The organism is Novosphingobium sp. FW305-C-111, assembly GCF_058783565.1.
Genome location: NZ_JBYSYP010000002.1, coordinates 131,310 through 156,165, shown reverse-complemented (window position 1 = coordinate 156,165; position 24,856 = coordinate 131,310). Strand labels below are relative to the sequence as shown.

18 protein-coding genes are annotated in these 24,856 nt (G+C 65.7%); 8 read left to right on the top strand and 10 right to left on the bottom strand.

Annotated elements, in window-relative coordinates:
* Nucleotides 1-196: 196 nt before the first annotated feature.
* Nucleotides 197-4,489, bottom strand: a complete 4,293-nt coding sequence (gene rpoC, locus AC3WLD_RS03285; RefSeq protein WP_492555494.1) for a DNA-directed RNA polymerase subunit beta' — start codon at nucleotides 4,487-4,489, stop codon at nucleotides 197-199.
* Between the two features lie 134 nt (nucleotides 4,490-4,623).
* A complete protein-coding gene (gene rpoB / locus AC3WLD_RS03280; protein WP_492555493.1) occupies nucleotides 4,624-8,790 on the bottom strand; it encodes a DNA-directed RNA polymerase subunit beta in 4,167 nt (1,388 codons plus the stop codon).
* A 394-nt stretch (nucleotides 8,791-9,184) separates the two neighbouring features.
* On the opposite strand from rpoB, the gene AC3WLD_RS03275 reads away from it, so the two are divergent.
* From AC3WLD_RS03275 to AC3WLD_RS03265, 3 genes are read left to right on the top strand one after another with little or no spacing between them, the layout of a single operon-like run.
* A complete protein-coding gene (locus tag AC3WLD_RS03275; RefSeq protein ID WP_492555492.1) occupies nucleotides 9,185-9,322 on the top strand; it encodes a hypothetical protein in 138 nt (45 codons plus the stop codon).
* Between the two features lie 25 nt (nucleotides 9,323-9,347).
* Nucleotides 9,348-9,875 (top strand): DUF2975 domain-containing protein, encoded by a 528-nt coding sequence (locus AC3WLD_RS03270; RefSeq protein WP_492555491.1) that lies wholly within the window; start codon nucleotides 9,348-9,350, stop codon nucleotides 9,873-9,875.
* Nucleotides 9,875-10,090 (top strand): helix-turn-helix domain-containing protein, encoded by a 216-nt coding sequence (locus AC3WLD_RS03265; protein WP_492555490.1) that lies wholly within the window; start codon nucleotides 9,875-9,877, stop codon nucleotides 10,088-10,090. The genes AC3WLD_RS03270 and AC3WLD_RS03265 overlap by 1 nt, the downstream gene beginning before the upstream one ends.
* 128 nt (nucleotides 10,091-10,218) lie before the next feature.
* Here the strand turns inward: AC3WLD_RS03265 and AC3WLD_RS03260 are convergent, their stop codons facing one another.
* Nucleotides 10,219-10,851, bottom strand: coding sequence for a methyltransferase family protein (locus AC3WLD_RS03260; RefSeq protein WP_492555489.1), 633 nt, complete (start codon nucleotides 10,849-10,851; stop codon nucleotides 10,219-10,221).
* Nucleotides 10,852-11,241: 390 nt separating this feature from the next.
* On the opposite strand from AC3WLD_RS03260, the gene rplJ reads away from it, so the two are divergent.
* Together rplJ and rplL are read left to right on the top strand one after the other, a co-directional pair.
* Nucleotides 11,242-11,754, top strand: a complete 513-nt coding sequence (gene rplJ, locus AC3WLD_RS03255; protein ID WP_492555488.1) for a 50S ribosomal protein L10 — start codon at nucleotides 11,242-11,244, stop codon at nucleotides 11,752-11,754.
* 74 nt (nucleotides 11,755-11,828) lie between these two features.
* Entirely contained in the window at nucleotides 11,829-12,206 is a 378-nt protein-coding gene (gene rplL / locus AC3WLD_RS03250; protein ID WP_492555487.1) for a 50S ribosomal protein L7/L12, read from the top strand.
* Between the two features lie 83 nt (nucleotides 12,207-12,289).
* On the opposite strand, the gene AC3WLD_RS03245 is transcribed toward rplL, so the two are convergent.
* The gene (locus tag AC3WLD_RS03245; protein ID WP_492555486.1) at nucleotides 12,290-12,997 is read right to left on the bottom strand and encodes a hypothetical protein; all 708 of its coding nucleotides are present in this window, start codon (nucleotides 12,995-12,997) and stop codon (nucleotides 12,290-12,292) included.
* Between the two features lie 134 nt (nucleotides 12,998-13,131).
* On the bottom strand, nucleotides 13,132-13,572 hold the full coding sequence (locus AC3WLD_RS03240) for a c-type cytochrome (RefSeq protein ID WP_492555485.1): 441 nt from the start codon (nucleotides 13,570-13,572) through the stop codon (nucleotides 13,132-13,134).
* Nucleotides 13,573-13,720: 148 nt separating this feature from the next.
* Here AC3WLD_RS03240 and AC3WLD_RS03235 point away from each other — a divergent pair, with 148 nt between their 5' ends.
* From AC3WLD_RS03235 to groL, 3 genes are all read left to right on the top strand, one after another.
* The gene (locus AC3WLD_RS03235; protein ID WP_492555484.1) at nucleotides 13,721-15,097 is read left to right on the top strand and encodes an MATE family efflux transporter; all 1,377 of its coding nucleotides are present in this window, start codon (nucleotides 13,721-13,723) and stop codon (nucleotides 15,095-15,097) included.
* A 137-nt stretch (nucleotides 15,098-15,234) separates the two neighbouring features.
* On the top strand, nucleotides 15,235-15,522 hold the full coding sequence (gene groES, locus AC3WLD_RS03230) for a co-chaperone GroES (protein ID WP_492555483.1): 288 nt from the start codon (nucleotides 15,235-15,237) through the stop codon (nucleotides 15,520-15,522).
* A gap of 90 nt (nucleotides 15,523-15,612) precedes the next feature.
* A complete protein-coding gene (gene groL, locus AC3WLD_RS03225; RefSeq protein WP_492555482.1) occupies nucleotides 15,613-17,256 on the top strand; it encodes a chaperonin GroEL in 1,644 nt (547 codons plus the stop codon).
* Nucleotides 17,257-17,406: 150 nt separating this feature from the next.
* Here the strand turns inward: groL and AC3WLD_RS03220 are convergent, their stop codons facing one another.
* Genes AC3WLD_RS03220 through AC3WLD_RS03200 form a run of 5 tightly spaced genes read right to left on the bottom strand, consistent with a single transcriptional unit; the run spans nucleotide 17,407 to nucleotide 24,721 of the window.
* On the bottom strand, nucleotides 17,407-18,213 hold the full coding sequence (locus AC3WLD_RS03220) for a hypothetical protein (RefSeq protein WP_492555481.1): 807 nt from the start codon (nucleotides 18,211-18,213) through the stop codon (nucleotides 17,407-17,409).
* A 39-nt stretch (nucleotides 18,214-18,252) separates the two neighbouring features.
* Nucleotides 18,253-18,810 (bottom strand): GNAT family N-acetyltransferase, encoded by a 558-nt coding sequence (locus AC3WLD_RS03215; protein ID WP_492555480.1) that lies wholly within the window; start codon nucleotides 18,808-18,810, stop codon nucleotides 18,253-18,255.
* Nucleotides 18,807-20,012: a DUF445 domain-containing protein gene (locus AC3WLD_RS03210; RefSeq protein ID WP_492555645.1), complete on the bottom strand. Its 1,206-nt coding sequence runs from the start codon at nucleotides 20,010-20,012 to the stop codon at nucleotides 18,807-18,809. The genes AC3WLD_RS03215 and AC3WLD_RS03210 overlap by 4 nt, the downstream gene beginning before the upstream one ends.
* A gap of 55 nt (nucleotides 20,013-20,067) precedes the next feature.
* Complete coding sequence (locus tag AC3WLD_RS03205) at nucleotides 20,068-23,535, bottom strand: efflux RND transporter permease subunit (RefSeq protein ID WP_492555479.1); 3,468 nt, start codon at nucleotides 23,533-23,535, stop codon at nucleotides 20,068-20,070.
* A 10-nt stretch (nucleotides 23,536-23,545) separates the two neighbouring features.
* The gene (locus tag AC3WLD_RS03200) at nucleotides 23,546-24,721 is read right to left on the bottom strand and encodes an efflux RND transporter periplasmic adaptor subunit (RefSeq protein WP_492555478.1); all 1,176 of its coding nucleotides are present in this window, start codon (nucleotides 24,719-24,721) and stop codon (nucleotides 23,546-23,548) included.
* Between the last annotated feature and the right edge of the window lie 135 nt (nucleotides 24,722-24,856).

The window sequence follows — 24,856 nt, the reverse complement described above, 5'->3', positions numbered from 1 at the left end:
GAAGCGGGCGGCCGGCTGTCTTCCACGCCGGGAAAGTGACCCGGAGCGCCCTTGCGCGCAACAAATCTGTAATATTGTCTTCGTTCTGTAACATTCGGGCGGGGGCGCGGCACGAGAAAGCCCCGCCGGATCACTCCGGCGGGGCCTTTCGTTCTGGCTGGCAGCGACCCCGGGCAAGCCCGGGACGACGGAGTGCTTACTCCGCCTCGCCTTCGTTGCCTTCCTGCAGCAGATAGTCGCCAGCATCCGCGTCGGTGCCGTGGGTCTCGCCCTCGACCGCCGCCAGCGGATCGTCACCGATCGCCGCTTCCGGACCCTGCGCGAGTTCCGCCGCGTGCTCTTCGGCTGCCGACGCCGGGGCGATCAGCGATTCCTGGAGCTTGCGGTACGAAGCGCGCAGCGCCGCGTCGCGGCTGGAGGCGGCGACACGCAGGCGGTTCATGCCCGCGCCCGTCCCGGCGGGGATGAGACGGCCGACGATTACGTTCTCCTTGAGGCCGATCAGCGAGTCCTTCTTCCCCTCGACCGCCGCCTGGGTGAGCACGCGGGTGGTCTCCTGGAACGAGGCGGCCGAGATGAACGAACGCGTCTGCAGCGAGGCCTTGGTGATGCCGAGCAGCACCGGCTTGCCCTCGGCGGGCTGCTGGCCCTCCTCGAGCTTGGAGTTGACCTCGTCCATTTCCTCGCGGTCGACCTGTTCGCCGGCCAGCAGGGTGGTGTCCCCGCCGTCGGTGATCTCGACCTTCTGCAGCATCTGGCGAACGATCACCTCGATGTGCTTGTCGTTGATCTTCACGCCCTGCAAGCGGTAGACTTCCTGGATTTCCGCGACGAGGTATTCGGCCAGAGCCTCCACCCCGAGCACCTCGAGGATGTCGTGCGGATCGGGCGAGCCCGAGATCAGGTTGTCGCCCTTCTTGACCCAGTCGCCCTCCTGCACGTCGATGACGCGGCTCTTGGGGATCAGGTACTCGACCGGTTCACCCTCTTCCGGGATGATCGCGATCTTGCGCTTGGCCTTGTAGTCGCGGACGAACTCGATCCGGCCGGCGATCTTGGCGATGATCGAATTGTCCTTCGGCTTGCGGGCCTCGAACAGTTCGGCAACGCGCGGCAGACCGCCGGTGATGTCGCGGGTCTTGGCGGCTTCGCGGCTGGCGCGGGCGAGGATGTCACCGGCTTGCACGTCCTGCCCGTCCTCGACCGAGAGGGTCGTGCCCGGCGCCAGCATGTAGCGCGCGGATTCGCCCGAGTTCTCGTCGTGGAGGGTGAGGCGCGGACGCAGGTCGTCCTTCTTGGCCCGCCCGGCCTGGCGGTTTTCGGTGATGAGGCGCTGGGCGATGCCCGTCGCTTCGTCGACCTGCTCCGTCAGGGTGCGTCCGTCGATCACGTCCTGGTAGCGGACGATACCCGACTTCTCGGTGATGATCGGCAGGGTGAACGGGTCCCACTCGGCCAGTCGCTCGCCCTGCGCGATGATCGCGCCGTTTTCGTGGAGCAGGTGGGTACCGTAAGGCACCCGGTGCACCGCGCGCTCGCGCCCGTCGGTGTCGATCACCGCGATCTCGCCGTTGCGGGCGAGGCTGAGGCGGCGGCCGCGGCTGTCCACGATCGTCGGGATGTCGCGGTACTCGACCGTGCCGTCACAGAGCGATTCGAGGTGCGACTGCTCGTTGAGCTGGGCCGCGCCGCCGATGTGGAACGTACGCATGGTGAGCTGGGTGCCCGGCTCGCCGATCGACTGCGCGGCGATGACGCCGACAGCCTCGCCGATGTTCACCGGAGTACCGCGGGCAAGGTCGCGCCCGTAGCACTTGCCGCAAACGCCCTGCTGGGCCTCGCAGATCAGCGGCGAGCGGATCCGCGCCGACTGGATGCCGGCCGCCTCGATCTTCGCCACCGCCGGCTCGTCGAGCAGCGTGCCCTTCGCCGCGACGACCTGCCCGGCCTTGTCGACCAGGTCCTCGGCCAGCGTGCGGCCGAGGATGCGCTCGCTGAGCGAGGCAATGGTCGAACCGCCCTGGACGATCGCGCGCATTTCCAGCGCCCGCTCGGTCCCGCAGTCGTCCTCGATCACCACGCAGTCCTGCGACACGTCGACCAGGCGGCGGGTCAGGTAACCCGAGTTCGCCGTCTTGAGCGCGGTGTCGGCCAGGCCCTTGCGGGCGCCGTGGGTGGAGTTGAAGTATTCAAGGACGGTCAGGCCTTCCTTGAAGTTCGAGATGATCGGGGTTTCGATGATCTCGCCCGACGGCTTGGCCATGAGGCCGCGCATGCCGGCAAGCTGCTTCATCTGCGTCGGCGAACCGCGCGCGCCCGAGTGGCTCATCATGTAGATCGAGTTGATCGGCTTCTGGCGGCCCGTTTCCGTATCGATCGGGGCAGCGCGGATCTCGTCCATCATGGCGTTCGCCACCTGGTCGCCGCAGCGGCTCCAGGCGTCGATGACCTTGTTGTACTTTTCCTGCTGGGTGATCAGGCCGTCCTGGTACTGCTGCTCGTAGTCGGCCACCAGTTCCTTGGTCGAGGCGACGAGTTCATCCTTGCTGTCGGGGATGATCATGTCGTCCTTGCCGAACGAGATGCCGGCCTTGAACGCGTTGCGGAAGCCCAGCGCCATGATGGCGTCGGCGAACAGCACCGTGTCCTTCTGGCCGGTGTGGCGATAGACCTCGTCGATGACGTCGCCGATGTCCTTCTTGGTCAGCAGGCGGTTGACCGTCTCGAACGGCACCTTGTGCGACTTGGGCAGGCATTCGCCGATGAGCATGCGGCCCGGCGTGGTCTCGAACCGCTTCATGTACTGGTTGCCGTCCTCGTCGGTCTGCGGCACGCGGGCCACGACCTTCGAGTGGAGCGTCACCGCACCGGCATTCAGCGCCTGGTGCACTTCGGCCATGTCGGCCAGCATCATGCCTTCGCCGGGTTCGCCGATGCGGTCCATCGACAGGTAGTAGAGCCCGAGCACCATGTCCTGCGAGGGGACGATGATCGGCTTGCCGTTGGCGGGCGAGAGGATGTTGTTGGTCGACATCATCAGCACGCGCGCTTCGAGCTGGGCTTCCAGCGAAAGCGGCACGTGGACGGCCATCTGGTCACCGTCGAAGTCGGCGTTGAAGGCCGAGCAGACCAGCGGGTGAAGCTGGATCGCCTTGCCTTCGATCAGCACCGGCTCGAACGCCTGGATGCCGAGGCGGTGGAGCGTCGGCGCGCGGTTGAGCAGCACCGGGTGCTCGCGGATCACCTCGTCGAGGATGTCCCAGACTTCCTTGCGTTCCTTCTCGACCCACTTCTTGGCCTGCTTGAGGGTCATCGACAGACCCTTGGCGTCGAGGCGCGCGTAGATGAACGGCTTGAACAGCTCGAGCGCCATCTTCTTGGGCAGGCCGCACTGGTGCAGCTTGAGCTCCGGCCCGGTCACGATGACCGAACGGCCCGAATAGTCGACGCGCTTGCCGAGCAGGTTCTGGCGGAAGCGGCCCTGCTTGCCCTTGAGCATGTCGGACAGCGACTTCAGCGGACGCTTGTTGGCGCCGGTGATGACGCGGCCGCGGCGACCGTTGTCGAACAGCGCATCGACCGCTTCCTGGAGCATGCGCTTTTCGTTGCGGACGATGATGTCCGGCGCGCGCAGCTCGATCAGCCGCTTGAGGCGGTTGTTGCGGTTGATGACGCGGCGATAGAGGTCGTTGAGGTCCGAGGTCGCGAACCGGCCACCGTCGAGCGGCACCAGCGGGCGCAGTTCGGGCGGGATGACCGGCACGACGTCGAGGATCATCCATTCCGGACGGTTGCCCGAATCGATGAACGATTCGACGACCTTGAGGCGCTTGATGATCTTCTTGGGCTTGAGCTCGGACTTGGTGGTCCGCAGCTCTTCCATCAGGTCGTCGCGCTCCTGGACGAGGTCCAGGTTCATCAGCATGTGCTTGACCGCCTCGGCGCCGATCCCGGCCGAGAAGGCGTCTTCGCCGTACTCGTCCTGGTAGTCGTAGAGCTCGTCCTCGGTGATCAGCTGGTAGCGCTCGAGCGGGGTCAGGCCCGGCTCGATCACGACGTACGATTCGAAGTAGAGGATGCGCTCGAGCTGCTTGAGCTGCATGTCGAGCAGCAGGCCGATGCGCGAGGGCAGCGACTTCAGGAACCAGATGTGCGCGACCGGCGCGGCGAGCTCGATGTGGCCCATGCGCTCGCGGCGCACCTTGGTCACGGTGACTTCGACGCCGCACTTTTCGCAGACGACGCCCTTGTACTTCATGCGCTTGTACTTGCCGCACAGGCACTCGTAGTCCTTCACCGGACCGAAGATGCGGGCGCAGAACAGGCCGTCACGCTCGGGCTTGAACGTGCGGTAGTTGATGGTCTCCGGCTTCTTGATCTCGCCGAAGGACCAGCTGCGGATGCGCTCGGGGCTCGCCAGACCGATCTGGATCTGGTCGAAGGTTTCCGGCTTCGCGATCTGGTTCGTGAACTTGGTCAGGTCGTTCATGTTTTTCTTCCTTTATCCCCCTCCCGCTTGCGGGAGGGGTTAGGGGTGGGTCTGGTAGCAGGTGAGCCGCGGTTCGAATTCGAACAGGCCCACCCCCGACCCCTCCCGCAGGCGGGAGGGGAGAATGAGGTCCCTTACTCGGCCGCGATCGAAAGGCCGTCGTCGTCCTCGTCGGTATCGAGCGAGGAGAGTTCGACGTTGAGGCCGAGCGAGCGCATTTCCTTGACGAGCACGTTGAAGCTTTCGGGAATGCCCGCCTCGAAGGTGTCGTCGCCCTTGACGATCGCTTCGTAGACCTTGGTGCGGCCGACCACGTCGTCGGACTTCACCGTGAGCATTTCCTGCAGCGTGTAGGCCGCGCCATAGGCCTGGAGCGCCCAGACCTCCATTTCGCCGAAGCGCTGGCCGCCGAACTGCGCCTTGCCGCCCAGCGGCTGCTGGGTGACGAGGCTGTACGGCCCGATCGAACGCGCGTGGATCTTGTCGTCGACCAGGTGGTGCAGCTTGAGCACGTACTTGTAGCCGACGGTGACCTTGCGGTCGAACGCCTCGCCGGTACGGCCGTCATAGAGATCGACCTGCCCGCTCTCGTCGAGCCCGGCGAGCCGGAGCATCGCGGTCACGTCGGCTTCCACCGCGCCGTCGAACACCGGGGTGCCCATCGGCACGCCGAAGCGGACGTTTTCGGCGAGATCGACGATCTGCTCGCTGGTGCGGGACGCGATCTCGTCGGCGTAGTTTTCGCCGTAGATCTCGGCCAGCAGGTCCTTGACCGCTGCCGGGGGCTCGCCCGCGACAGGATCGGGATTGGCCTCGCGCCAGGCATCGAGCGCCGCGCCGATCTTCTTGCCGAGACCGCGCGCGGCCCAGCCGAGGTGGGTCTCGAAGATCTGCCCGACGTTCATGCGCGACGGCACGCCCAGCGGGTTGAGCACGAAGTCGACCGGGGTCCCGTCCTCGAGGAACGGCATGTCCTCGGACGGCAGGATCCGGCTGATGATGCCCTTGTTGCCGTGACGGCCGGCCATCTTGTCGCCCGGCTGCAGCTTGCGCTTCACCGCGACGAAGACCTTGACCATCTTGAGCACGCCCGGAGCCAGTTCGTCACCGCGCTCAAGCTTCTCGCGGCGGTCTTCGAACTTCTCGTTGATGCCCTTCACGGCCTCGTCGTACTGGGTCTTGACCGCTTCGAGCTGGGCCTGGCGGGCGTCGTCGGCGACGGCGAACTTCCACCATTCGTGACGCTCGACCTCGGCCAGGTTGTCCGCGGTGATCGCGTCGCCCTTCTTGAAGCCCTTCGGCGCGGCCGCAGCGACCTGGCCGACCAGCATTTCGCGCAGGCGGTTGAAGGTCGCGCGGTTGAGGATCGCGCGCTCGTCCTCGCGGTCCTTGGCGAGGCGTTCGATTTCCTCGTTCTGGATCGCGCGGGTACGGTCGTCGATCTCGATGCCGTGGCGGTTGAAGACGCGGACGTCGACGATCGTGCCGGCAACGCCCGGGGGCAGGCGAAGCGAGGTGTCGCGCACGTCGCTGGCCTTTTCGCCGAAGATCGCGCGCAGCAGCTTCTCTTCCGGGGTCATCGGCGATTCACCCTTCGGGGTGATCTTGCCGACGAGGATGTCGCCCGGATGCACTTCCGCACCGATGTAGACGATGCCGGCCTCGTCGAGGTTGCGCAGGGCTTCCTCGCCGACGTTCGGGATGTCACGGGTGATGTCTTCCGGCCCGAGCTTGGTGTCGCGGGCCATGACCTCGAACTCCTCGATGTGGATCGAGGTGAAGACGTCGTCCTTCACGATCCGCTCGGAGATCAGGATCGAGTCCTCGTAGTTGTAGCCGTTCCACGGCATGAACGCGACGAGGACGTTGCGGCCGAGCGCCAGCTCGCCGAATTCGGTCGAGGGACCGTCGGCGATGATGTCGCCCTGCTCGATCATGTCACCGACCTTCACCAGCGGGCGCTGGTTGATGCAGGTCGACTGGTTCGAGCGCTCGAACTTCTGCAGGCGGTAGATGTCGACGCCCGACTGGCCGGGTTCGATATCGCCCGAGGCACGGATGACGATGCGGGTGGCGTCGACCTGGTCGACCACGCCGCCGCGCAGCGCGGCGATCGCCGCGCCGGAGTCGCGGGCGACCGTGGCTTCCATGCCGGTGCCGACCAGCGGCGCGTCGGCCTTGACCAGCGGCACCGCCTGGCGCTGCATGTTCGAGCCCATCAGCGCGCGGTTGGCGTCGTCGTTTTCGAGGAACGGGATCAGCGACGCGGCGACCGAGACGAGCTGCTTGGGCGAGACGTCCATCAGCGTGATCTGGTCGCGCGGGCTCATCACGAACTCACCGTTCTGGCGGGCCGAGACCAGCTCTTCCGCGAACGAACCGTCGGCGTTGGTTTCGGCCGAGGCCTGCGCGACGGTGTGCTTCGACTCTTCCATGGCCGAGAGGTACACGACCTCGCCGGTCACCTTGCCGTCGATCACCTTGCGGTACGGGGTTTCGATAAAGCCGTACTTGTTGACGCGGGCGAAGGTCGAGAGCGAGTTGATCAGACCGATGTTCGGGCCTTCCGGCGTTTCGATCGGGCAGATGCGGCCATAGTGCGTCGGATGGACGTCGCGGACTTCGAAGCCGGCGCGCTCACGGGTGAGACCACCCGGCCCGAGCGCCGAAACGCGGCGCTTGTGGGTGACTTCCGACAGCGGGTTGGTCTGGTCCATGAACTGCGAAAGCTGCGACGAACCAAAGAACTCGCGCACCGCGGCGACCGCGGGCTTGGCGTTGATCAGGTCGTTCGGCATCACGGTCGACACGTCGACCGAGCTCATCCGCTCCTTCACGGCGCGCTCCATGCGGAGCAGGCCGACGCGGTACTGGTTTTCCAGGAGCTCGCCGACCGAACGGACACGGCGGTTGCCGAGGTTGTCGATGTCGTCGACTTCGCCCTTGCCGTCCTTGAGGTTCACCAGTTCCTTGACCACCGCGAGGATGTCCTCGGTGCGCAGCGTGGTGACGGTGTCCTCGCACTCCAGCGCCAGGCGCATGTTGAGCTTGACGCGGCCCACGGCCGACAGGTCGTAGCGGTCGGGATCGAAGAACAGGCCGTCGAACAGCGCCTCGGCGGTTTCACGCGTCGGCGGTTCGCCCGGGCGCATGACCCGGTAGATGTCGGACAGCGCCTGGTCGCGGTCCTCGGCCTTGTCGGCCTTGAGGGTGTTGCGGATCCACGGGCCGGTCGAGACGTGATCGACATCGAGCAGCTGGATGCGGTCGATCCCGGCCTTGTCGAGCAGGTCGAGGTTCTCGGGGCTGACTTCGTCGCCCGCTTCGATCCAGATGCGGCCGGTGCTCTCGTCGATCAGGTCGAGCGCGGAGTAGCGGCCGAAGATTTCCTCGGTCGGGATAAGCAGTTCGGCGAGACCATCCTTCTGCGCCTTGTTGGCGGCGCGCGGGCTGATCTTCTGGCCGGCGGGGAAGATCACCTCGCCCGACGCCGCATCGACGATGTCGAACGCCGGCTTGGTGCCGCGCCACTGTTCGACGACATAGGGCAGGCGCCAGCCGCCCTCGCCGCGGACCCAGGTCACCTTGTCATAGAAGAAGTCGAGGATCTGCTCGTCGTTCAGCCCCAGCGCGTGGAGCAGCGCGGTGACCGGCAGCTTGCGCTTGCGGTCGATGCGGACGTTGACGATGTCCTTGGCGTCGAACTCGAAGTCGAGCCACGATCCGCGATAGGGGATCACGCGGGCCGCGAAGAGGTACTTGCCCGAGGAGTGGGTCTTGCCGCGGTCGTGGTCGAACAGGACACCGGGCGAACGGTGCATCTGCGAGACGATGACGCGCTCGGTCCCGTTGATGATGAAGGTGCCGTTGTCGGTCATGAGCGGGATGTCGCCCATGTAGACGTCCTGCTCCTTGATATCGATGAGGCTCTTGGTCTCGGTCTCGGCGTCGACCTCGAAGGTCGCGAGCTTGAGCGTGACCTTCATCGGCGCGGCATAGGTGATCCCGCGCTGGCGGCATTCCTGCACGTCGTACTTCGGCGGCTCGAGGACGTAGCCGTCCTTTTCCTTGATATCGAGGCTGGCGGTGCCGGCGAAGTCGCCGATCGGGAAAACCGAGCGCAGGGTCTTCTCAAGGCCCGAGACATAACCGGTCGACGGATCGGAGCGGAGGAACTGCTCGTACGATTCGCGCTGAACCTCGATGAGGTTCGGCATCGCCACGACTTCGTGGATGTCGCCGAAGATCTTGCGGATGCGCTTCTTCGCCGAAGCGCGCCGGACGGGGGCCTTGGTTGCCATGGAGAGCAGTTGCCTCTTCGCTGTTGCCGGCCTGAAAACCGGCGGAAAATCGTGCCAAACGCGGCGTTGGCGCTATCAAACGCGAACAGGCCGCACAGCGAGCGACACCTCTTGCCAGAGGGTCACGGCCAGCAGCCTGATGCATCGGATGGATGTCCCGCCGCTTCCTTCCGTGGTCCCTTCCCGCGCATGAAAGGACCTTGCTCGAAGCGCCGAGCGAGGGGCGCATATAGGTGAGGGGGCTGCCCAAGTCAAATTTCCGGCGGATTTCCGCGATTTGGACAGGATTTCCCGCAAAACGATACGGTCCATATCGTTTTTCAATATTATTGATTGACGATAAGGCGAATCGGGTTTATTGAATGTCGATATCAAGCATATCGGAGAACGATCAATGACCCGCTCAACTTCCTCTCGCACCCTGTCGGTCCTGCTGGCCGCCGCATTCGCTTTCGGCCTGTGGCTGCCGACCGTCTCGGTCCCCGCCGCCCATGCCGAGATCGGCGCGGTGATCCTGCCCGAACTCGCCTGAGCCCTCACGGCAAGGAGCCTAGACCATGTCCCTCAAGCACACCGATCCCTTGCTGGCGGTCGCCCGCGGCCTGATCGCCTTCCTCATGGTGGTGATGGTGATCGCCCTCGTCGGCATTGCCATCGGTGCCGGCGCGGTCGTGGTGATGTACCCGACCGTCCTCGCCAAGCTCGCCGAACATGGCGCCCCCGCCCTGTCGTTCTGGGCGATACTTTGCCTGATGCTGATCGGCGCCGGCATCGTCATGGTCGTCTACCGCTTCCTCGACCGGCTGCGCCTGATCGTGAACTCGGTCGGCGAAGGCGATCCCTTCATCCCCGAGAACGCCAGGCGGCTGACCGAAATGGGCTGGCTGGTGCTGCTGATGCAGGCGCTGGAAATCCCGATGGCCAGCCTCGGCTACTGGGTCGCCACCCGCGTCGACGGCGCGCAGGCAGACATCGACTTCGACATCGACTTCAACGCCGTGGCCCTCGCGATCGTGCTGTTCATCCTCGCCCGGGTGTTCCGGCGCGGCGCGGAAATGCGCGACGAGCTGGAAGGAACCGTGTGATGCCGATCAACGTCAAGCTCGACGAGCTGCTCCACCAGCGCCGCATGACCCTGACCGAACTGGCCGAGCGGATCGACATCACCCTCGCCAACCTCTCGATCCTCAAGACCGGCAAGGCCAAGGCGATCCGCTTCTCGACGCTCGAGGCCATCTGCGAGGTACTGGAGTGCCAGCCAGGCGACCTCCTCGGGTTCGAGGCCGAAGCCGGCGAGTAACCCGCGACCCGACACAGTTCACCTCGTCATTGCGAGCAATGCGAAGCAATCCAGAGCGGTGTCGTTCCGCTCTGGATTGCCGCGGTCCTGCGGACCTCGCAATGACGATGATTTCTTGAATGGAAAGCTCAATAGACGCCGGGGATCAGCCGCCAGCGCACCTCGCCCATGTAGGCGCGGTACTTCGGGTCCTCGCCGAGTACACGCTCCTCCGCCCAGATGCGGCGGACCTGCGCCGTCCAGCACACGACATAGACCGCAAGATTGAGCCACGACGGCATCAGCAGGAAGATGCCGATGTGCGAGAGCAGATAGCCGCCGTACATCGGATGGCGCACCACGCGGTACGGCCCGCCGAGCTTGAGCCCGCGGTTCGCCGGGGCGATCCCGAAGCTGCGACGAAGGGTCAGCTTGGCCGCGATGTTGACGACGTTGCCGACGATCCAGAAGGAGACCGCGACCGGGATTAACGCGGCAATCGGCTCGTTGCCGTCGGTGATCATCAGCGAGGCGACCGTCGCCGTGAACGCGAGAATCCAGTCACCATCGCGCGTGGAAAGCGTCTGAGCCGGCCGGCGGATCAGCACGAATGCGACGATCAGCGTTTCGGACAGGAGCGCAAGCAGCGCGAACGGATTGGCCGAATGGCTCATCCGCCAGGCGAGCCCGCCCCACAGCGCGAACACCACGATCTGCTCGATCCGGTCGAGCACGGCGGGCGAGAACACCGTCCGCCGTACCGCGACTGCACTATCTGCCATTGCTTGCCCCCTTTGGCACTGGAACCCGTTGCGGGCGCAGTCTTGCCGAACAGGGTTAACAAACCGCGAAGACAGCGGCGCAAATTCGCAAGTCCCGGCTTTTCCTTGACTCACGGGCACGCCGCTGCCAAAGGCCCGCCCCGAACGGCAGGCCTCGGCCCGCCGCTCATCCGTCCGAGACAGTTGGTGCGCCGGGTTCGCCGTCGCTTAATTTCCAGCCTAGGCGGGGAAAAGAGATTTTCGGCCCGCCGCCCGCGGCGCGCCGGCCATGCGTGGCTTCACGCACTCCTTCCCTTGTCAACGGACTCGCCCCGGCCGCTTCGGCTGGCGGGACAAACGTAGCCGGCTGCGCGGGGTTCGCCTTTCGCAGCCATTGTGAAGGAGTAAGGCATGGATCGTTCGCAGAAAGCCGATTCGGTCGTCCAGCTCAACGCGACGTTCAACGAGGTCGGCGTGGTGGTGATCACCCGCAACCTCGGCATGACGGTGGCCCAGTCCACCGCCCTGCGCGGAAAAATGCGTGAAGCCGGTGCGACCTACAAGGTTGCGAAGAACCGTCTTGCCAAGCTTGCCGCCAAGGACACGCCTTACGAGGGGATCGTCGATCTTCTCACCGGCCCGACCGCCATCGCCTCGTCGGTGGACCCGGTTGCCGCCGCCAAGGCCGTGGTCGACTTCGCGAAGACCACCGACAAGATCGAGATCGTCGGTGGCTCGCTGGGTTCGGTCGTCCTCGATGCCGATGGGATCAAGGCTCTCGCCACGATGCCGTCGCTCGACGAAATGCGCGCCAAGCTTATCGGCCTCGTCCAGGCTCCGGCCACGAAGATCGCCCAGCTCGCGACCGCTCCTGCGGCCAAGCTGGCCCGCGTCTTCGGCGCCTACGCCAAGGAAGCCGCATAAGACCCGTTCTGCACGATTTCGCCCGGCTTTCGGATTTCCTGAAACCGGGCGCCACAACATTGGAGTGAAACATCATGGCCGACATCGCCAAGCTTGTTGAAGAACTTTCGAAGCTGACCGTCCTCGAGGCGGCTGACCTCGCCAAGGCCCTCGAAGAGGCGTGGGGCGTTTCCGCCGCCGCCGCCGTCGCGGTTGCCGCGCCCGCCGCTGGTGGCGCTGCCGCCGAAGCGGTCGAAGAGAAGACCGAATTCGACGTCATCCTGACCGGCGACGGCGGGAAGAAGATCCAGGTCATCAAGGAAGTCCGCGCGATCACCGCTCTCGGCCTGACCGAAGCCAAGGCGCTCGTCGAAGGCGCGCCGAAGGCCGTCAAGGAAGGCGTCTCGAAGGCCGAAGCCGAAGAGATCAAGAAGAAGATCGAGGAAGCCGGCGGCACCGTCGAGATCAAGTGATCTCGCGGGGCGTTTGCTCCACGGAAACAGGAAAGGGCGGCTCTTTGCGGGGCCGCCCTTTTCGTTTGGAGTCCGGCAATCGGTCAGGGACTGTTGGTCCATGCACGCAGCGACCAGCGCCTGATATTGAGGAACAATCCCGGCACGGCGTTGCCCGCCTTGTCCTTGGCTGGCTGGTATCGAGCGCTCAAGGGCTCGCAGGCTTCCTTGTTAAGCAGATCGGCGGTCGCGCGGTGGATCAGGCCGCAGGCGATCGGCTTGCCCCTCGCATCCACCAACGTGCGCGATATGGCGACGTCATCAGGATCGCCGGCCGAGGCCTTCTTGAAATAGGCCATCATCTCATCATTGCCGACGACACGCGAGACTGGAGGTGGAACGGGCTGAGAAGCGATTCGCGCAAATTCCGCCGTGCCGAGACCGAGATCAGCTTCGATCGCCGCAGCGCATTGGTCCAGCAACGCGCGTGCTTCTCCAAAGCGAGGCACTGCGACCTGAAATGCACGCTCGCCTTTCCGACCGATCGTGAACTGCTGTGTCTCCGCAAGGCCATCAAAAACCGCACGCGCCGCAGACCACCGCCGAACGAACCGGCCATCAACCCCGTGGTAGGTAAGCATCGGGGTCTTGATAATCTTCCCATCTGCCGATGCAGTGAACTGCGCGGTTATCGCGTCGTCTTTCTTGCTGCTTTCGTTTGTCCTGACCCTGACCTCAAAGGCCCGTGCCAAAGCGAACAGCTCGAACTCCACTGTCGCGGAGATATTCTCGGATGAGCTGGCACGCGACATGATGCAACGGCCCCCTTCGCCGCTGACCGTCCAACTGCCCATGGCCGGGAAGACGAGCGGGGGCAGGTCCGCTGCATGCACCTCGCCGGCACAGAGCGTGAGAGCAGCCGCAGTTAGCAATCCGGCACGTAAACTCACTTCAAGGTTTTCAGATACGCGATCAGCTCCGCCCGCTTGGCGGGGTCGCTCTGGCCCGCATAGGTCATGCGGGTGCCGGGGACGGTCTTCATCGGGCTGGTCAGGAACTTGTCCAGCGTCGCGTCGTCCCAGGTCAGGCCGGAAGCCTTCATCGCCGCGCTGAAGGTATAGCCGGGGACTTCGCCTGCCTTGGTGCCATAGATGCCGGCGAGGCTCGGCCCGATCATCTGCTTGCCCTTCTCGACCGAGTGGCACGACTTGCAGATCGCGAACGAGGCCGGCGCGGCATCGGCCGCGGCGGTCGTTGCAGCCGGCGCGCCCGCATCGGCGGCGGCCGGGGCGGCGCTGTCGGCCGCCGGAGCTTCCTCCTGCTTGGCGCCGCCGCATGCGGCCAGACCGAGGGCAAGGGCGGAGAGGGCGAGAACGCGCAAAGTCATGGGCAAGGACCTCCCTGTCGGCCGCGTCTGGCGCGGCATGATCTGAAAGCGATCTGGCGGCAAGCCGTGCGCCGCGCAAGGGGGCATGTGGCGGTTCGTCGGCCCGCCCTTTCACAAGGTTGCAAACGAGACTAAGGCGGCCGGCTTTATGACTCACGCCGCCGCCCCTTCCCTGCGCCACGAACTGCGCGCCATGCTGGCGCTGGCGGTGCCGCTCGCGGGCGCCAACCTGCTGCAGATGCTGGTCTATGCGATCGACGTAGTGTTCGTCGCCCGGCTCGGACAGGAGGCACTCTCAGCCTCGTCGCTGTCGGTCTCGCTGTTCGGCCTTCTGATGTGGAGCTCCAGCGGCCTGGTCAGTGCGGCGGCCCCGCTCATCGCCGCGGAGCTCGGCAGCCGCCGCCATGCGGTGCGGCAAGTGCGCCGGACCATGCGCATGGCAGGCTGGGCCGCGGTTGCAGTCGGGCTGGTGGTCATGGCGATCTGCGCGGCCGGCGAGCACGTCCTGCTGCTGGCCGGCCAAGACCCGAAGGTCGCGGCCCGCGCCGGACCGTTCCTGCTGATCATCGCCTTTGCCAGCGTCCCCCACCTCATCTCGACGCTGCTCCGGGTGTTCGTCTCCGCGCTGGACCGCGCCGGAATCGCGACCGCGATCACCGCGCTGGCAGTGGCGGTCAATGCGCTTGGCAATTATGCCTTCGTGTTCGGCAACCTGGGCGCGCCGGCCCTGGGCCTCGAAGGGTCTGCACTGTCGAGCGTGCTGACCAGCCTCGCCACGCTCGCCGCTTACGTTGCGGTCATACGCACCGACCGCCGCCTGCGCCGCTATCGCCTGTTCGGCCGGTGGTGGCGCGCGGAGTGGAAGCGGATGCGCGAGGTCTTCGTGATCGGCCTGCCGATCTTTGCGACCATCCTGGCCGAGGCGGGGCTGTTCAGCGGAGCGGCATTCCTGATGGGACTGATCGGCGAGGCGGAACTGGCCGGGCACACGCTCGCGCTGCAGTTTGCCGCGCTCGCCTTCCAGATACCCTTCGGAGTGGCACAAGCCGCAACGATCCGGGTGGGCATGGCGTATGGCGCATGCGACCGCGCCGGGATCGCCCGCGCCGGGCTGGTCGCCTATCTCCTCGGCGTCGGCTTCATGAGCCTGACGGCCCTGGTGATCTGGCTGTTTCCCCGGACCATCATGCACCTCTACATCGACCCTGACGCGCCGGAGAACGCGGCGATGGTCGCTTTCGCGCTGCAGTTCATGACGATCGCGGCGATGTTCCAGCTGTTCGACGGAGCGCAGGCCGTGGGAGCGGGTGCGTTGCGCGGGCTTCAGGACACCCGCGCACCGATGCTGATCGCGATCGGCGGCTACTGGATCCCGGGGCTGGGCACGGCGATCGGCCTCGGCTTCTTCACGCCTCTCGGGGGGCTGGGCATCTGGATCGGGCTGATGGTGGGCCTGATCGTGGTCGCAAGCCTGCTGCTCCACCGCTGGCGCGCGCGGGATCGGCTGGGGTTGCTGCCCGCCTAGGCGCTCCATGGGGCGGGCGATTTTTTTGGCTGCCACCTGTTGACGCTGCGGAAACCGCGACCCATATGCGGCCCGCTGGCACTCTCCCCTGGGGAGTGCCAAGTGCAATTCGTATCATTGGAAGAGGGAACATACCCATGGCATTCCGTCCGTTGCACGATCGCGTGCTCGTTCGCCGCGTCGAAGCCGAGGAAAAGACCGCCGGCGGGATCATCATCCCCGACAGCGCCAAGGAAAAGCCCGCCGAGGGCGAGATCGTCGCTGTTGGCACCGGCGCCCGCGCCGACGATGGCAAGATCACCCCGCTCGACGTCAAGGTCGGCGACCGCGTGCTGTTCGGCAAGTGGTCCGGCACCGAGGTCAAGGTCGACGGTGAAGACCTGCTGATCATGAAGGAATCGGACATCCTCGGCATCATCGCCTGATCCGATTGAACTTCCGCGCCTCCGTGAACGCGGGGGTCGAGATGCACTAGGCTCCCGCCTTCGCGGGAGCGCAGACAAGGAAACTGAACAATGGCAGCCAAGGACGTAAAGTTCGGTCGCGACGCCCGCGAACGCATTCTGCGCGGCGTCGACATTCTCGCCGATGCGGTGAAGGTCACCCTCGGCCCCAAGGGCCGCAACGTGGTGATCGACAAGAGCTTCGGCGCTCCCCGCATCACCAAGGACGGCGTCACCGTCGCCAAGGAAATCGAACTCAAGGACAAGTTCGAGAACATGGGCGCGCAGATGCTGCGCGAAGTCGCCAGCAAGGCCAACGACGCCGCCGGTGACGGCACCACCACCGCCACCGTGCTTGCCCAGGCGATCGTTCGCGAAGGCATGACCTCGGTCGCCGCCGGCATGAACCCGATGGACCTGAAGCGCGGCATCGACATCGCCGTCACCAAGGTCGTCGAGAACCTCAAGGGCCGTTCGACCCCGGTGACCGGCTCGGCCGAAATCGCCCAGGTCGGCATCATCTCGGCCAATGGCGACCTCGAAGTCGGCCAGAAGATCGCGGAAGCGATGGAGAAGGTCGGCAAGGAAGGCGTGATCACCGTGGAAGAGGCCAAGGGCCTCGAATTCGAACTCGACGTCGTCGAAGGCATGCAATTCGACCGCGGCTACCTCTCGCCCTACTTCATCACCAACCCGGAAAAGATGACGGTCGAGCTCGAGAATCCGTACATCCTGATCCACGAGAAGAAGCTCTCGTCGCTCCAGGCGATGCTGCCGATCCTCGAGGCGGTGGTCCAGTCGGGCCGTCCGCTGCTGATCATCGCGGAAGACATCGAAGGCGAAGCGCTCGCCACCCTGGTGGTCAACAAGCTGCGCGGCGGCCTGAAGATCGCTGCGGTCAAGGCGCCGGGCTTCGGCGACCGCCGCAAGGCCATGCTGGGCGACATCGCCACGCTGACCGCCGGCGAGATGATCTCGGAAGACCTCGGCATCAAGCTGGAGAGCGTCACGCTCGGCATGCTCGGCCAGGCCAAGAAGGTCACCATCGACAAGGACAACACCACCATCGTCGACGGTGCCGGTTCGGCTGACGAGATCAAGGCCCGGGTCGAGCAGATCCGCGCCCAGATCGAAGTCACCACCAGCGACTATGACCGCGAAAAGCTGCAGGAACGCTTGGCCAAGCTGGCCGGCGGTGTTGCGGTGATCAAGGTCGGCGGCGCCACCGAGGTCGAGGTCAAGGAGCGCAAGGACCGCGTCGACGACGCCCTCCACGCCACCCGCGCGGCGGTCGAGGAAGGCATCGTCCCGGGCGGCGGCACGGCGCTGCTCTATGCGACCAAGGCCCTCGAAGGGCTCAAGGGCGCCAACGACGACCAGACGAAGGGCATCGACATCGTCCGCAAGGCGATCATGGCCCCGGTTCGCCAGATCGCCACGAACGCCGGCCACGACGGCGCGGTCGTTTCGGGCAACCTGCTGCGCGAAGGCGACGAGAACCAGGGTTTCAACGCCGCGACCGACACCTATGAGAACCTCAAGGCTGCCGGCGTGATCGACCCGACCAAGGTCGTGCGTACCGCCCTCCAGGACGCGGCCTCGGTCGCGGCCCTGCTGATCACCACCGAAGCGGCGATCAGCGAGAAGCCGGAAGACAAGCCCGCGATGCCGCCGATGGGTGGCGGCATGGGCGGCATGGGCGGCATGGACTTCTAAGTCCGACGCTTACGTAGCCTATGCAAAGAGAATGGGCCGGGGGGAGCGATCCCTCCGGCCCTTTTCTGTTCGCAGAGCGAATTGCGTGTCCGGAGAGAACAGAGCGTTGCAATCAGCTTGATCCAGTCGCCCGGGCGAGATCCAACGACGTCATATGTCTGGAAACCATTCGCTGACCGCGATCTGGTTCAGGCCGCATCTGCCGGTCCACCACTGGACAGGATAAGGCCAGTCATCCTTGCTCCACGCTGTCCGCTCGCGGTCCGGACAGGGAACGAAGCCATTCCGATAGTCCGCCCGGGTCGGGTCAACTAGAATTCCAGCGAATCCCAGAATGCCGATCAACGTTCGACGTTCTGAGCTGTTAGAGCGAAGAAACTTTGAAAGCGCCCTTTCTAGATCCTTGAGCCGGGCTGTGGCTGGCAAATTTTCGACTGCATCAAAGATAGAGCGTAGGCTCGCATAGTCTTCCTTGGTCGGCTCAGGAATTTCCAGCGATGCGAATAGCTGCAGGTCAAATGCGATATATCGGACATTATCGTGCCGCACCCCTCCCCATTTGAATCGCTCGAAATTCAGAACGTTGAGGTCGCCACCTGCGTCCGCGTACTCCCCACAATACCCGCAACTTGTGCTTCCAGGTTTGGCCGCAGCCATTGAATGGCGCTCGCGATGCCGACCGACTGCAAAGCTCCCCAGTGCAGATCGCAGGTCAAGGCGTCGTGATCCAAGACTTGCGATAAATGCTTGGGAAACTTGGCGGCCGTAGGTCTGGGAGACCGCCTTGCAGGCCGCGGCGACAGCTTGGTCATGCGTCAGACTGTCCGGATCGAACATTAACCCCATCTTCTTTGCGTAAGCAAAGTCGCTTGGGGCAACTGTCGGACGGTGTTTCCAACCGGCCGCTGACCAGTAAGTGTCAGTCAAGATTTTCAGTGCTCGCTTGTCCAAGGCCATCGCACACTTTCCATTCAGTCAGCGCTCGTGCTTTCAAGGCTAGGGCGAAACTGGTTCAGAAAACCGCTCCAGCAGCCCCACCGTCGCCCCGTCTTCGAGCACCTGCTCGCCGTAACGCACAAAGCCCAGCCGCTCGGCCAGGCGGAACGAGGGCTCGTTGCCCAGCTCGATCATGCAGGCGATGCGCTGCGCTCCGTGCGTCTCCTCGAACCACGCCAGCACGGCGCGCATCAGTTCGGCGGCGTAGCCCTGGCGGTGGAAGCGGCTGGCGATGGTCCAGCCGGCTTCGGGGCCGTCGTCGAGCCCCTTGCCGAAGCCGCGCCACGAGTGGAACACCCCGCCGTGGCCGACCAGTTCTCCGGTGTCGCGATGGTGGGCCATGAAGAAGCCGTAACCATAGAGCGCCCAGCTCCCCGCGCCGCGCAGGTGGCGGCTGAACAGGTCGGGCACCGGGTCTTCGGGCTGCGGGCCGAGGTAGCGGCTGACCTCCGGATCGGCGTGGAGTTCGGCGATAGCGAGGTGGTCGTCCGGGCGCGGCCCGCGCAGGACCAGCCGTTCGGTCTCCAGCACCGGGAACTCGGTGTGTGCGAGCTTCACAGCCAGACATCCACGACATGGATCGCGACGCCGACCAGCCCGCCGACGACGGTGCCGTTGATGCGGATGAACTGGAGGTCGCGGCCGACCGCGCCTTCGATCCGGTCGGTCACCGTGCGCGCGTCCCAGCGCCGGACCGTTTCCGACACCAGCCGGACGATCTGCGAACCATATCGCGTGGCGACGCCGACCATCGTGCGCCGGGCGAAGCGATTGACCAGGACCTGCAGGCGCTGATCGCGTTGCAATGCACCGCCCAGCTCGCCGAGGCTTGACCCGAGCTGGCCGCCAAGCATGCCCTGCGGGTTGCGCACGCCGCGCAGCAGTCCGGCGCGGCCGCGCTCCCACAGCCCGTCGAGCCAGCGCGCGAATGCCGGGTTGGCAAGGACCTCGAGCTTCATCTTCTCGACCCGCGCGCGCGTTTCGGGATCATGGACGAGGTCGCGGGCAAGGTTCTGCAGCCCTTCCTCGATCTTCAGACGCAGCGGGTGATCGGGCACGATCAGCGTCTCCGCGAGAAGCTTGTAGAGCCCGTCGAGGATCGCGTTGGCGAGCCGCTCGTCGAGCCCGGTCCAGCGCAGGACCGCGTTGGCTTTCTCGTGGATCATCGTGCGGATCAGCGTCTCGTTGGCCTCGAGCGTATGGCCGCCCCAACGCACGAGGCTTTCGAGCACCGCCATGTGGCGCCCGTCGGCGATCGCCGCGGCGATCAGCTGGCCGAGCAGCGGGGCGATCTCCAGTTTCTCGAGCTGGGTCCTGAGCGCGCCCTTGGCGAGACCGCCGAGCTTCTCCTGGTCGAGCGATTCGAGCACGTCAGCGACGAGGTTGGCCGCACCTTCGCGGATGCGGCTCTCCCCGCCGCGCGGGTCGGACAGGAACACGCCGGCGCTGGCTGCCAGGTTCATGCCCTGCAACCGCCGCGCCACGACCTGCGGGGTGAGGAAATTGTCACGCAGGAACCCGGCCATCGTATCGGCGATGCGGTCCTTGTTTTCCGGGATGATGGCGGTGTGGGGGATCGGCAGGCCCAGCGGCCGGCGGAACAGCGCGGTAACCGCGAACCAGTCCGCCAGCCCGCCGACCATCGCCGCTTCGGAAAAGGCGAGCACGAAACCGACCGCCGGATGGGTGTCGCGAAAATGCCGGGCGACGACGAAGGTCGCCGCCATCAGGACCAGCAGCCCGGTCGCGATCAGCCGCATCCGCCGGGCGCGATCGACGGGTGCGGATGGACCGATGGGCGCAGACCGGCTCACGTCACTCGGCCGGATAGGCCTCGTCGAGATCGCCGGGTGCACGGCGGCGGGCCGGGACAGGAGCGTCGGGTGCAGGGGGCGCTTCCGGCGCAGCATGGCTCTTGACCGGATCGTAAGTCAGGAAGCGGCCGCGCAGCCACGGACCCAGCCGCTTCTCGAAACCGTCGGCGAGGCTGAACGCAGCCGGGACGATCAGCAGGGTCAGGAGCGTCGACAGCGCGAGCCCACCGATGACCGTCGTGCCCATGGGCGCCCGGAAAGAACTGTCACCCGACATCGACAAGGCAGTCGGGATCATCCCCGCGATCATCGCCACCGTCGTCATCACGATCGGCTGCGCGCGCTTGTGGCCTGCTTCGATCACCGCCTGCATCTGCGGCTTGCCCTGCGACATCTCGTCGAGCGCAAAGTCGACCAGCAGGATGGAGTTCTTGGCGACGATGCCGAACAGCATCAGCACGCCGATGAACACCGGCATCGAAATCGAACTGCCCGTGATCGCCAGCGCGATCAGGCCACCCAGCGGCGCGAGGAACAGCGAGCCCATGTTGACCAGCGGCGAAACGAAGCGGTGGTACAGCAGCACCAGCACCGAGAAGACGAGCATGATCCCCGCCCCCAGGGCGATGAAGAAGTTCTGCAGCATTTCCTGCTGCCACTTGTCCATGCCGACCGCCTCGTTCGAGACGCCCTGCGGCAGGTTCTTCATGACCGGCAGATTGGCGATCGCCTTGTCCGCGGTGCCCTTGATCACGCCCGGGGCGAGGTCCGCACCGATGAAGACCCGACGCGCCTGGTTGTAGCGCTGAATCGTCGTCGGGCCCGACCCGAAGCCAATCTCCGCGACCCGTGACAAGGGCACCGAGCCGCCGCTCGCGGTCGGCACCGGCAGATTGCGGATGGTATCGAGATTGCGCCGGGAGTTGATGGGCAGCTTGACCCGGATCGGCACCTGGCGGTCCGACAACGAGAACTTGGCCGCGTTCTGGTCGATCTCGCCCTGCGTCGCGATGCGGATCGCCTGACTCATCGACTGGGTGGTGACCCCCAGCGCCGCAGCCAGATCGAGCCGTGGGGTGATCACGATCTCAGGCCGGCGCATGTCGGCCGAGACGCGCGGCGCGACGACTTCCTTGAGCGTCCCCATCTGTTCGACCAGCGTCGCCGCCGTCCGTTCGAGCAGGACCGGGTCGGACCCAGCGAGCATGACCGAAATCGCCCGGCCGGTACCGCCGCCGGGTCCTCCGCCGCGCTGGTCCTGGAACGTCACGCGGGCGTCGGCGACCTTCTGCAGTTCGGGAGTGTGGCCCCGCTCGAATTCCACGCTTGTCTGGCTGCGGTCGTCCTTGAGCGTGACAAAGATCCGGCCGTTCCCTTCGCCGACCCGCTGCAGGATCTCCTTGACGTCCGGATCCTTGCGGAGGATCGCAGCAACCTCATCCGATACCTTCTCGGTCTGCGCGAGCGTCGTGCCCGGCACCATCTCGATGCTGACGCGGCTGAACGAGCTGTCGGAGGTCGGGAAAAACTCCTGCGGGATGACCATGAACAGGAACACGGTGGCCAGAAGCGCGCCGCCGCCGATCCCCATCATCCAGACCCGGTGGTCGTGGCGCCGTGCGGCCATCCGCCCGCGCATCCACCGACCCCACTCGCCCAGGTTGCCGCCGGCAGCCCGGATGGCGAGGCCCGCAAGCCGCATGACCAGCCACCCGGCGAGAACCGCGCCGGCGAATTGCAGGAGGATCGCCAGCCACGCGGGCACCGCTGCGGCGGTTACCACCCGGCCCATGGCGGACCACCCAGCCCCCGCTGCCGCGATCGTACCGATGACGACGGCAAGGCCGACGAGGTAATACCACCAGCGTGCCGGGACCCGGCCGAGCGATTGGCGTATGGCCTTGGCCTGGCGGTTGTCCAGCGACCACCGCAACACCGCCATGTAGCGGTCCATCAGCGGACCCTCGCCGTGGCTCGTCTCGCCCTTGGCCTTGAGGAAATAGGCCGCGATCATCGGGGTGATCATGCGCGCGACGAGCAGGCTCATCAGCACCGCCGCCACCACCGTCAGGCCGAAGTTCTTGAAAAACTGTCCCGACACGCCGGGCATCAGGCCCACGGGCAGGAACACCGCGACGATCGAGAACGTCGTGGCCACGACCGCAAGGCCGATCTCGTCGGCTGCGTCGATTGCCGCCTGGTAGGCGGTCTTGCCCATTCGCATGTGCCTGACGATGTTCTCGATCTCGACGATCGCGTCGTCGACGAGAACGCCAGCGACGAGGCTGAGGGCGAGCAGGCTCAGGCCGTTCAGCGTGAATCCCATCAGGTCCATGAACCAGAACGTCGGGATCGACGACAGCGGGATCGCGAGCGCCGAAACGACGGTCGCGCGCCAGTCGCGCAGGAAGAAAAACACCACGATGACCGCGAGGACCGCCCCTTCGACCATCGCATCGATCGAGCTTTCGTACTGCTCCTTCACCTCGGGCACGGCGGTGTAGAGCTTGGTGTAGTGGACGCGGTTGCCGCTGTCGGCGACGATCTTGTCCAGCTCCTGGATCGCCGCCTCGTAGACACTCACGTCGGACTCGCCGCGCGAGCGCGAGATGGCGAAGGTAACCACCGGCTTGCCGCCCACTTTCGCCAGCGACGTCGGCTCGCCGTAGCCGTCGGTGACCTTGGCGACATCCGCGATCTTGATGGTGCGACCGCCGGGCAGGGCAATGTCGGTCTGCGACAGGTCGTAGGCCGTGCGGGCGTTGCCAAGGACGCGGACCGACTGGCGCGAACCGGCGATCTCGGCCCGTCCACCGGCGGCATTGACGTTGATCCCGCGAATGGCCGCATTGACCTGGCTCGCGGTGACTCCGAGCGACTGCATCCGTGCCGGATCGAGTTCGACCACGATTTCGCGATCGACCCCGCCCGAACGGCTGACCTCCGCCATGCCGGGTACGGACAGCAGGCGCTTGGCCACCGTGTCGTCGATGAACCAGCTGAGCTGCTCGATCGTCATGTCGTCGGCGGAGAGCGCAAAGTAGCCGATCGGATCGGACGAGGTCTGGGCCTTGAACACCTGCGGCTCGAGAATGCCGTCGGGCAGCTCGCCGCGGGTCTGGTCGACCTGATTCTTGATCTCGTTCACCGCCTCGGCGATGTCGGTGCCGATCTGGAACTGGATGACGGTCTGGCTGCTGCCCTCGCTCGCGGTCGAGGAAATGGATTCGATTCCGGCGACCGTGCGGACGGCAGCCTCGATCCGCTGGGTGATCTGCGTCTCGATCTCGGTCGGCGCGGCGCCGGGCTGGGCGACGCTGACGATGACCACGGGGAACTCGATGTCAGGGTCGGACTGGACCTTCATCCCCATGAACGCGACGATTCCCGCAATCGTCAGGCCCAGGAAGAGGACGATCGGGACGACCGGGTTGCGGATCGACCACGCGGAGAGATTCCGGAAATTCATCGGGCCAGCTCTATCCGCCCGTCCGCGCGGGCGCTTGAGGATTGACGGTCTGCCCCGGGGTCAGGAATCCGCCCGCGCGCAGCACGACGCGCTCCTGGCCGCTCAGTCCCTCTACCACCGCGATCCCGCGTTCGGTGACCATGCCGGTCTTGATCGCCCGGCGCTCCACCTTGTTGTTCCCTCCGACGACATAGACATAGCTGCCCTGGCTGTCGCTGAGGATAGCCGATTCCGGAAGCACCGGGGCGGTGATCACCCCGCTCTTGATTTCGGCGGAGGCGAAACCGCCCGGACGGAGCGCCGCATTCCACGGCAGCGCGATCCGGGCCGTGCCCTGGCGGCTCTGCGCATCAATCACCGGCGAAAGCTGCCAGATCTGTCCGGTGAACGCCTTGTCGGTTCCCACTGGCGTGACCAGTGCCGATACGCCGACCGAGAGGGCCGCAAGATCGCTTTCCGAAAGATTGGCCTGCAGCTCCATTTCACCGCCCTTGGCGATGTTGAACAGCACGCCGCTGCCCGGAGAAACGACCTGGCCCGGCTCGATCCGCCGCTCGAGCACATAACCGGCCGCTGGCGCGACGATGTTCAGCCGCGCAGTGCGGGCCGAAAGTTCACCCAGCGTGGCGCGGGCAACGCGCACCCTGGCGGCGGCGGCATCGCGGGTCGCAGTGAGGCGGTCGACATCCGCCTTGGAGATGAACCCGCGTTCGACGAGCTTGAGGGCGCGCTGGAGATTGGCCTCGGCCAAGCGCGCGTCGGCTTCGGCGACCTGGATATTGGCGGACTGGCTTGCGGCCTGCTGGACCTGCACCGAGCGGTCGATGACCGCGAGGACCTGGCCCTGCGACACCCAGTCGCCGGCATCGACCAGCACCTGCGCGACCTGGCCGCCTTCTCCGGCGACACCGACCGGCATGGCCCGCCGCGCGGCCAGTGACCCCGTGGCGCTGATCACGCCGTCGACCTGGACGCGCCCCGGGCTGACGACCGTGACCGTGGGCGCTGCCGCTGCATTGTCGACGGGGGCCTGCGCTTTGCCGCCCTTCATCAGGTACCATGCACCCGCCAGTGCCACGAGGATGGCAATCGCGGCGATGACGTAGGTCCGGCGCCCCCGCACCGGCGTTGCTTCGCCAGCCTCCATGCTCGCCTGGTCAGCCTCGATCGTTGTCTCGTAGTTCATCGCCAAGTCGCCATCGCACCCGGGAAAACCCGCGGAGCCCCTGTCTTTCGCACACCGGCATGACCGGCGCGCTGTATTACATGCATAAGGCACCGCCCACAAGCGGCCCACGGGCCTTCCCTGCCCGGTCGAGCG